Genomic DNA, 9,477 nt, shown 5'->3' on the forward strand with positions numbered 1-9,477 from the left:
CCCCTCCCCCGCGCCCTCCCCGCCCGGCGCACCGCGGTCGCGCACCGGCGCTGCGCGGGCGCACGCGGGGAGCCGGGCGTGCTACTGCCGTGCGCCTGTGCGCTCCCGTGTGCGGCGGCCGCCCTGGGCATCCTCCGGAGGTAGGCCCGCGTCGGGAGGTGTGCCGTGCACGGACCGCCGCTGGTCGGCTGGTCACTGGTCGCGCTGTGCGCCGCCGCGGGCGTGTACTGCCTTCTGCGGGCGCGGCCCGGCGCGGCGGGGGAGCGCCGGGCCGCGGTCGCGGGAGGTGACGCGGTCATGGCCCTCGGCATGGCCGCCATGGCCGTGCCCGCGGCCGTCCTGGACACCCCGCCCTGGGGCCACGCGCTGTTCGCCGCGCTGTTCGGGGCGATGGGGCTGCACGCCCTGACGGCCGCCCGCGCGACCCCCGGCCCCCATCATCTGCACCACGCGGTGGGCGCCTTCGCGATGGTCTACATGGCCCTCGCCATGGCGACCGCCCCGGCCGCCCACGCGGGCCACGCCGGAGCGGGCCACCCGCCGGCCGGGACACCGCTGCTCACCGGGCTGTTGCTGGTGTACTTCGCGGTGTACGTCGTCCGTACGGTGGCGGACGTCGTCCCCGTCCCGGCCGGGGCGCCGGTGGTGCGGGGCGGCGCGGCGCGCCCGGAACCGCCCGCCGGGGCCGGGGTGGCCACGGCGTGCCGACTGTCGATGGCCATAGGGATGCTGGTCATGCTCCTGACGATGTGACAGGCGGCCCGGCGCGCGGACCACGGGCCGCGTGTCCTGCGTCACTTCGGCACACCGCCCGTATCCGGGCACGGCGCGGCCCTCATAGGCTGACACCCATGATGGTCCCGCTCGCGCTGCTGGTCCTCGGCGGCCTGGCCGCGGCGCTGGCGCCGCGGGTGCTCACACGTGCCGACTGGCCCAGCCGGGAGCCCGTGCTCGCACTGCTGGTGTGGCAGTGCGTCGTGGCCGCCGTGCTGTTGTGCTGCGCGCTGGCGATGGCGCTGAGCGCCGCCGCCGCGTGGGAGGCGGTGCGCGGCCATGTGTTCGCGGGCGCGCCGCGCGAGGTGATGGAGGCCTACGCCCTGGGCGGGTACGGCACCTGGGCCGCTCCCCTGGCCGTCGCCCTCGCCTCCGGGGCGGTCTGGACGGCGGCGATGCTCACCGGCGAGGTCCGCACCGCCCGGGCCCGGCGCCGCCGGCGCCGCGCGGAGCTGCTCGTGCGCTCGCCCCTGCTGCCCGGGGAGGAGCGCGGCGGGGAGCGGCTCGTGGTGCTGGAGGGCGAGCGGGCGGAGGCGTGGCTGCTGCGGGGCGGGGCCGCGCCCCGGCTGGTCATCACGACGGCGGCGCTGCGGCGGCTGAAGGGCTCCCAGCTGGACGCGGTCCTCGCCCATGAACAGGGGCACGCCCGGGCCCGGCACGACTGGCTGCTGCACGTCTCCTCCGCGCTGGCCAAGGGCTTTCCGCAGGTGCCGGTGTTCGCGGCCTTCCGCGACCAGATGCACCACCTGGTCGAGCTGGCGGCCGACGACTCGGCCTCCCGGCGCTTCGGCCGGCTGACGACCGCGCTCGCGCTGGTCGAACTCAACGAGGACCGGGGGGTGTTCGGCCCCTGCCCGGCCGGCGTCTCACGCCTCCCGGACCGGGTCGACCGCCTGCTGGCCCCCGCGCCCCGGCTGACGGCCCTCCAGCGGCTGCGGCTGACGGCGGTGGCGGCGCTGGTGCCGGTCGTTCCCGTACTGGTGACGTTCGTACCGGGACTGAGCGCACTGGGCGGGTGAGGCGGGGCCCACCGGCCACCGTCGGCGGACCCCGGGCCGACGGTGTGTCAGCTGTCCCGCGCGGCCGCGGTGAGGTCGGCGGCGGAGCGGTGGGCGGTCGGCGCGGTCGTCAGGGACCGGGCCAGCGCCAGTGCCCGCCGCTCGGCCGCGGCGCGGTGGGCGGGGTCGGCGATGGTGGTGAGATCGGCGGGGCGGGCGAAGCCGACGACCCGGCGGATGATCTCGGCGCCGCAGAATCCGAGGGTCTCGGTGAACAACTCGTCGAGGTAGCGCCGCCGTTCGGCCTCCAGCGCGGTCGCGGCGAGCCCCGTGAAGAGGGCGGGCGGGTAGCCGTCGCCGTCGGGGTGGTCGCGCCACAGCTCGGTGAAGTGCGTCCGGAAGTCGTCCCAGACCTGTTCGACGGCGGACAGCAGCCAGTCCTGCTGGGCGGCCCGGTCCGGTCCGCGCGCGCCGGCGGCGAAGTAGGCGATGAGCAGGTGGGCCAGGAGGGTTCCCACGTCGAAGCCCATGGGGCCGTAGCAGGCGAATTCCTGGTCGATCACGCCGAGGGAGTCCTCGGAGACCATGATCGAGCCGGTGTGGAGGTCCCCGTGGAGGAGCGCGTCGCGGGAGGTGAGATAGCGCTGCTTCAGCCGGGACACGGCGAGCTTCAGCTCGGTGTCCCGCTGGAGGCGCCGTACGTCCTCGTCGAGTTCCGGGCTGGTCCACCGATTGCGCGGGTGGGGCAGGAAGACCTCGGTGAAGACCATGTCCTCCATGATCTGGCACATGGCCGTGTTGGTCTCGAAGAGTGACACCAGTTCCCGTTTGCGCCCTGCGGGCAGGGCGAAGTCCGAGGTGAAGAAGAGGGTGCGCGCGAGATAGCGGGCGGCCTGCCCGGCGAAGTGCGGGTGGCACGCGCCGGCCGTCAGGTCGCCGCGCATGACCGTGTGCCCTTCGAGGTACTCCACGGTGAGCAGATGCTCCTGCAGGTCCACGTGGAGGGGCTCCGGGACGTACGGGCCGGCGTGACGCCGGTGCTCGACCAGGGCGCGGTGTTCGAACAGGACCCGCTGGGGCGTCAGGGGCCAGCTCGGGCCGGCCGCCCGTACGTACGGCGGGGCCTGTTTGACGCACACGGCTCCGGCCGGGCCGTGGACCGCGAAGACGAGGTTGACGTTGCCGTCGCCGATCTCCCGGGCGGACCACTGGTCCCGGGCCCCGCCCAGCCGGCGCGCGAGTGCGGGCTGCCGGGCGAGGTGGTCGAGCAGCTTCGTGATGTCGGGTTCGACGACGGAGACGGACGCGGTCACGCTTCCTCCTGAGGTGAGGACCGGAGCGACGCAGTGGGCAGTGGGCAGGGTGCTGGGCTCACGAAGGCCAGGGCGGCCGGGGCAGGGCGAGGTGCTCCCGCAGGACCTGTTCGGCGCAGCCGAGGGTGCCGGGTATCGAACCGGGGTCCAGAGTCCAGCAGTCGCTGACGACGTACAGGGCTCCTCCGGACGCGGGGGCGCGCATACGGGCCGCGACCTCCTCCGTCGCCTGGCCGGTCCGCCATATGTGCCAGGCCGCCGGGTACGGCGGGCTCCCCCAGTCCTGCCGGCAGGCCGCCACCGGTGGGCGCGCCCGCACCCGGTGCATATGACACAGCAGCCGGTGGGCGTGGGCCACGGCCGCGGCCGGGGCCGGCGGACCCCCGCCGAACGTGTCCGCGCCACCGGGCACGCGGTACGGCGGGCCCGCGCCGAAACGGTCCCAGAACGCCGCGGACGGGCCGCTGGGATAGGCGGCCAGCAGAATCCGGGAAGCCCCTCCGGGCGCGTACCACAGCTGCCGCAGGGGCAGATCGGTGGTGCTGCGCCCGGTCTCCACGCCGCACGCACGCCACCACGGCTCGTCGTAGGCCAGGAACAGCTTCGCGGCACGCACCGGCTCGACCGCTTCCAGATCGTCGTGCCAGAACGGGCCGAAGACCCCGGGTTCGGCCCGGATACGGCGCAGGGCGTCCTGGGGCAGCGCCAGGACCACCGTCCCGGCCCGTACGCGCTCCCGGCGCCCGGTGTCCCGGCCCGTGCGGTCCTCGAAGGCGAACGTCAGCTCGTACGGCCCGCCGGCCCCGTCGGCGAAGGCGATCCGGCACAGCCGGCGGCCCCAGCGCGTCCGGCCGCCGGCCTCCTCGAAGGCGCTGTGCAAGGCCCTGGGCAACGACTGCATCCCGCCGGAGAGCGTGACGTACTCGGCCTGTGGCGGGGTGTGGAAGAGGACGTCGATCCATTCGGCCGCGCCGCCCGTGTGGACGTCGTACCCACCGGTGTCCGCGACGAGCCGTAACGCCTCCCGGTCCAGGGTCGCCGCGAGGACCCGCGACCAGGAGAGCTTCTCCAGCGGCTCGCCCCGCACCACCGCCGTTCCGCGTGCCGTCCGGTACCGGGCCCGCGCCGACGCGGCGTCGGCGGGCCGCCGCTCCCGCACCGCCCGGTGGTACGTCTCCCGAAGCCGTCCGAATCCCGGCACGGCCGACTCCACCGCCTCGAGGGTCAGCCCGTCCGCGTCCGTCCCGTGGCTCCGCCTTCCCACCGCGTACGGAATGCGCACCGTGTTGACGAAATCCCGTTGGCGGAGCAGGTTTCCCCGAGCCTTTACGAAATTCTCGGGCCTGCCGAAAGGGAAAGGTGTCAGCGAGTCGGCCAGGCCCAGATGGTTCAGCAGCGCCATCACCGGCGCGGCTTCCCTGTTCAGTCGCATGGCACCCAGTTCCGCCCAGCCTCCGCCGCGCACCGGCACGGACCGGATCCTACCCCCGGCCCGGTATCCGCTCTCGTACAGCGTCACGTTCCGCGAGCCCGTCATCAGCCGGAAGGCGGCATAACAGCCGCCCACCCCCGCGCCGATCACGACTACACCGCCCACGCGTCACCCCACCCGGTTCGAGCCAATCCAACTTGTCACTCTTTACCGCTCTGCACAGGAGTTGGAACATCGGGTGAACAGCCAAGCGGCCGTCGTGACAACAGGAGACCACGTGATCTTCAGGCCCGACGTACTCGCCCAAGCACCCTCCGCCTACGACGCGTTGTCCGAATACTTCCGGGACATCCGCGCCTTCTACGAAGTGATCAGCGTCCGCTTCGCCATCCCCGAATACGGCGTCCGCCTCACCCCCGTGGCCGGAAACGAACTGCACTCCAACGCCAACAGCTATCTGCTGTCCGACAACAGTTCCTACCCCTTCTACCTCTGGCTGCCCACCTGGCTCGGCCGCTTCTACATCGACCCCGAGCGCATCCCCCCGGACTGTTCGGCGGACGACTGTCCCACCGACAAGGCCGGTCTCATCGTCTTCGTCTGGCCCTGGCTGGGCTTCAACGACGCCTACGTCAAGGACGCCGACGGACCCGAGTGCTGGTTCGGCGTGGCCGACCCGCGCCCGGACGACCCGCAGGAGACGGTCCGCGCCACGGCCACCAGCCTGTTCAACTACTTCCGCGTCGAGCGCACCCTGGACGACGAGAAGGACGGCTGGGCCACCGGCACCTTCGCCGGCCGCGACATCGGCTGCAACCTCACCGGCCGCTGGCACCTGCGCCGCACCCCCATGACCGCGCTGACCAGCTACTACGAGGTCGAACGCAATATCATCAGGCCGCTCGGGGAGAAGTTCACCGCCCTGGCCACCGCCACGAACGTCTGATGACCGGACCCACCGCCCCGAGCCTTGACGACACCGAGGTGCTCACCGCGACGACCCGCGTCGCCGACGAACTGCTGCGCCCCCGCGCCGACGGGACCGCACGCGAGGGCGTGCCGCGCGGCCATCTGGACGCGCTCGCCGCGGCCGGCGCCCTCGGGCTGGCGACCCGCGCCCCGGCCCTGCTCCGGCAGGCGACGGAGATCATCTCAGCGGCGGACGGCGCCACCTGGTTCGTCTACGCCCAGCACCATCAGCCCGTACGGGCGGTCGCCGCCAGCGACAACCAGGCCCTGCGGGAGCGGTGGCTCACCCCCCTGCTCACCGGCCGCGCCCTCAGCGGCCACGCCATCTCCCACCTGGCCCGCCCCGGACCGCCCGCCGTCACCGCCACACCCGGCGCCGGAGGGGACTGGGCGCTGAACGGCCGCATCGCCTGGCTCACCGGCTGGGGGCTGGCCGACGTCGTCCTGGCCGGCGCGATCGCGCCCGACGACCGCGTCCTGTTCGCCCTGCTCCCGGCCGAAGACCTCGACGCGCCCCGGGCCGTGCACCGGCACACCCTGTGGAGCATGCACGCCACCCACGCCGTCGCCATCGACCTCAACGACGTGCCCGTCGGACGCGACCAGGTCGTGAGCGTGTCCCGGCACGCGGACTGGCTGCGCGCCTACCTGAACCACAACGCCAACACCCACCCGGCCGTCTTCGGATCCCTGCGGGCGACCAGCCGGTTCCTCGCCCAGTACGAGACGTTCCAGGCCTGGTCCGACAGCGCGAAGCTCCGGGCCGGCCGGCTGCGTTCCCGCGCCTACGGCTTGATCGACACCCGGCCGGCCGGCGAAGCGGTCGGCGAACGGCTCGCGACCCGCGCGGCCGCCGTCGACCTGGCGCTGCGCACCGCCGCCGCCTGCGTCGCCGCGGCGGGTGCCCGTTCCATGTCGTCGGGCACCACCGCGGCCCGCTTGATGGCGGAAGCGTCGTTCCACCTGGTCCACAGCCAGACGCCCCAGGCCAAGGACGCCTACGCGCGACTCGCGGGTGCGCTGGGCGGGTCCTGCTGACGCCGGCCGCCTCCCGCGCCACCCGGTCGTCGTGCGACGGCGTAACCGGCGACGGCGATCACGCAAACGGCGCACACGACGAGCAGATCACGGCGGGACTGCTGGGTCAGCGCCACGGCCACGCCCGCGACCACGACCAGCGGCGGCACCGGCCACAGCGGCATCCGGAACGGCGGCCGGCCGCCCGGGCCGGCCCGGCGCGCACGGACCCGGCACACCAGCGCCGCCACCGCGACCAGCAGGCACACGGTGACGGTCACGACACCGGTGAAGGTGATCAGGTCGTTGAGTGAGCTGAGGACGCACAGGACTCCGTTGCCCACGAAGAGGAACGCGAAGCCGTACACCGGGACCCGGGAGCGCGGCGAGGTGTGGCCGAAGAACCGCCCCAGCGGCCCCGGCAGCATGCCGTCGCGCGCGGCCGCGTAGTAGACGCGGGCGTAGCCGAGGTTGGCCGACAGCCCGGCGTCGAACATCGCCACCACGACCCCGGCCAGCAGGACGGTCGCTCCCGTCGGCCCCATCACCTGCCGGGCGATCAGCGACAGCGGCGAGCCGTCGGCCGCGGTCCGGCCGGCGTCCCGTACGGCGAAGGTGGCCGCGGTCACCGCGAGCAGTTCCACCACCACCGACACCCCGGCCGCCCACACCACCGCCCGCGGCAGCGCGTGCCGCGGCCCGCGGGCCTCCTCGGCGAAGTACAGCGGCCAGTCATAGCCGTTGAACGCGAACAGCGCCGGCACCACCGCGGCGATCAGCCCCGACGCGCCGGGCACTACCGGATGGGTGAACGGGTGGCTGCCCGGGGCGACGTGGGCCAGGGCGCAACCGGTGAAGGCGAGGACCACCACGAGTTCGAGGAGCAGCATGGCGGTCGCGACCCAGCTCGCCGGTGCGATCCGGCCCATCGAGAGCGCGGTGATCGCGGCCAGCATCGCCAGCGCGGTCCAGCCGACCGGCGGCCCGCCGGGCACCAGCCCGGACAGATAGGTCGCGGCGGCGGTGCACACCGACGCCGTGGTCACCAGCCCGAGCAGCAGGAACAGCACGGTCGCCAGCCCGCCCCACACCGGTCCCAGCGCCCGGTGCACGATGGTGTACGCACCGCCCGCGGACGGGAAGAGCGAACCGGTCTCGGCGTAGCACACCGCCATGGCCAGCACGATCACCGCGCCGATGAGGAAGGCGTAGACGACGCCAGTGCCGGCCGAGGCGAGCCCGGTGCCGTAGACGAGGAAGACCGAGGTCGTCGGGGAGACCGCCGAAACCGCGATCGCCAGCACGTTCAGCGGCCGCAGCGCCGAGGCCTCCAGCCCGGCCGGGGCCTGGCCGCTGTCGTTCAGCGTGTCCTTCCTCGCGGCTTGAGCGCCACCGGAGGCAGTCCGGGAGCGGGCAGCCGGGCCCCTTCGTAGCCGTGCACCTCGCCGAAGCGGGAGCCGGTCATCCAGTCCGAGCGGGCCTGTGCGACATCCTCGTGGGAACGACCGACGAAGTTCCACCACATGACGATCTCCTCCTCGAAGGGTTCGCCCCCGAGCAGCATCAGCCCGGCGTCCGACTCGGCGTGAACCGGCAGTTCGGTGCGCCCGCATCCGAGGTAGAGCATGGAGCCCGGCAGAACGGGGACACCGTCCACCCGCGCTTCGCCGGACATGCCGAGTACCGCGTACTCGAAGTCGGGTTCCACCGGCAGGCTCGCCCGCGTTCCCCCGGCGAGGGCGATGTCGGCGCCGACGAGAGGGCTGTAGGTGGTGCCGGGCGAGGCGGTGCCGTCGAGCTCGCCCAGGATCACCGTCGCGGTCACGCCCGGCGCGCTGACGACCGGCAGATCGGGATGGTGCTCGAAGTGCGGTGCCACGTGCCGGTGGGCGTCGGGGAGGGCGACCCAGAGCTGCGCGCCGTGCAGGTAGCGGGGATGCGGCCGGGGGCTCTCCTCCGAGTGCGCGATGCCACGGCCGGATGTCATCAGACCGAGTTCCCGGGGGCGGACGGTCTGCAGGCTGCCGACGCTGTCCCGGTGGAGCACTTCTCCCTCGTGCAGCCAGCTGACGGTCTGCAGCCCCATGTGCGGATGGGGAGGAACCTGCATCCCCGGCTCGTCGGCGATGTCGTCCGGGCCGTAATGGTCGACGAAGGCCCACCCGCCGATCATGCGCCGGCCCAGGTTCGGGAGCAGCCGGCGGACGTACGTGGATTCGCCGAGCGGCACCCGTTTGGGTTCGAGCAGCTCGTGCACGGGTCCGCCGGGGGTGTCGGCGCGTCCGCCGCAGAGGGACGGGGCGGGATGCAGATCGAGGTCGCTCATGGTGACAACGTAGCCGCAGTGGGCTCTCATTGGGGCGACCGGGGCGCTTGCTCGCGGAGGGCTCGGACGGATCAGCCGTCGTCGCGGTAGTGGCTGAGGGAGACGGTCACCGGACCGCCTCCGGGAACGGCTTCGACCAGCCGCACGATCACGATGTCACGGCCGTTGGCGCTGCGGACGCAGAAGGGGTGCCGGTCTTCGAGTTCGCTGAATTCCAGCGAGGTCACCGGGCTCTCGCGGATCCCCGCGAGGCAGTCACCGGGGGTGAGGCTGCCGCCGGGGGCGATGAAGGCGTCGGTGCCCTCGGGGATCGCGAACGCGGTGGCCGTGCGCGACAGGTACCAGTCCACGGCGTCCTCCGGAACGACCTTGGCGTTCCGCAGGTCGAACTCGTGACCCGGATCCGGGGAGGTCAGCTGGACGCCCGCGTATCCCGGGGCGTACGCGTCTTCGGGCGCTCCCTCCGGTCGCCCGGATTCACCGGACGACGCCGTGCCCTGCGGAACGTAGTCGAAGTAGTAGACCGCGCCGCCGCCGAGCAGCAGGGCGGCGACCACCGCCGGGACGAGCCGGCGAGCGGGTCTCCGCCCGCGCCGGGCCGGGGCCGGCGGCGAGGAGGGGCCGGCCCCCTCGGGCCGGGGCAGGGAG

Annotated in this window: 8 protein-coding genes and 1 pseudogene; 4 read left to right on the plus strand and 5 right to left on the minus strand. The window is 73.7% G+C overall.

Going from position 1 to position 9,477, the window contains the following annotated elements:
* Positions 1–165 precede the first annotated feature (165 nt).
* Both K6I33_RS25735 and K6I33_RS25740 read left to right on the plus strand, forming a co-directional pair.
* Positions 166–753 (plus strand): DUF5134 domain-containing protein, encoded by a 588-nt coding sequence (locus K6I33_RS25735; protein ID WP_229356912.1) that lies wholly within the window; start codon positions 166–168, stop codon positions 751–753.
* A gap of 98 nt (positions 754–851) precedes the next feature.
* Positions 852–1,793 (plus strand): M56 family metallopeptidase, encoded by a 942-nt coding sequence (locus K6I33_RS25740; RefSeq protein ID WP_229356913.1) that lies wholly within the window; start codon positions 852–854, stop codon positions 1,791–1,793.
* A gap of 47 nt (positions 1,794–1,840) precedes the next feature.
* Here the strand turns inward: K6I33_RS25740 and mtnK are convergent, their stop codons facing one another.
* The gene (mtnK, locus tag K6I33_RS25745; RefSeq protein ID WP_229356914.1) at positions 1,841–3,085 is read right to left on the minus strand and encodes an S-methyl-5-thioribose kinase; all 1,245 of its coding nucleotides are present in this window, start codon (positions 3,083–3,085) and stop codon (positions 1,841–1,843) included.
* 58 nt (positions 3,086–3,143) lie between these two features.
* Positions 3,144–4,682 (minus strand): FAD-dependent oxidoreductase, encoded by a 1,539-nt coding sequence (locus K6I33_RS25750; RefSeq protein WP_229356915.1) that lies wholly within the window; start codon positions 4,680–4,682, stop codon positions 3,144–3,146.
* A 112-nt stretch (positions 4,683–4,794) separates the two neighbouring features.
* Between K6I33_RS25750 and K6I33_RS25755 the strand changes: the two genes are divergently transcribed.
* Together K6I33_RS25755 and K6I33_RS25760 are read left to right on the plus strand one after the other, a co-directional pair.
* A complete protein-coding gene (locus tag K6I33_RS25755; RefSeq protein WP_229356916.1) occupies positions 4,795–5,463 on the plus strand; it encodes a hypothetical protein in 669 nt (222 codons plus the stop codon).
* The gene (locus tag K6I33_RS25760) at positions 5,463–6,524 is read left to right on the plus strand and encodes an acyl-CoA dehydrogenase family protein (protein WP_229356917.1); all 1,062 of its coding nucleotides are present in this window, start codon (positions 5,463–5,465) and stop codon (positions 6,522–6,524) included. The genes K6I33_RS25755 and K6I33_RS25760 overlap by 1 nt, the downstream gene beginning before the upstream one ends.
* Here K6I33_RS25760 and K6I33_RS25765 read toward each other — a convergent pair.
* The 3 genes and pseudogenes from K6I33_RS25765 to K6I33_RS25775 all read right to left on the minus strand — a co-directional run.
* Positions 6,485–7,807, minus strand: coding sequence for an APC family permease (locus K6I33_RS25765; RefSeq protein ID WP_229356918.1), 1,323 nt, complete (start codon positions 7,805–7,807; stop codon positions 6,485–6,487). The two genes, K6I33_RS25760 and K6I33_RS25765, sit on opposite strands and share 40 nt — an antisense overlap.
* Positions 7,808–7,863: 56 nt before the next feature.
* A complete protein-coding gene (locus tag K6I33_RS25770; RefSeq protein WP_229356919.1) occupies positions 7,864–8,829 on the minus strand; it encodes a pirin family protein in 966 nt (321 codons plus the stop codon).
* 71 nt (positions 8,830–8,900) lie between these two features.
* Positions 8,901–9,477: pseudogene (locus K6I33_RS25775) on the minus strand (hypothetical protein); the annotation flags it as partial.

The organism is Streptomyces sp. UNOB3_S3, assembly GCF_020740895.1.
Taxonomy (GTDB): domain Bacteria; phylum Actinomycetota; class Actinomycetes; order Streptomycetales; family Streptomycetaceae; genus Streptomyces.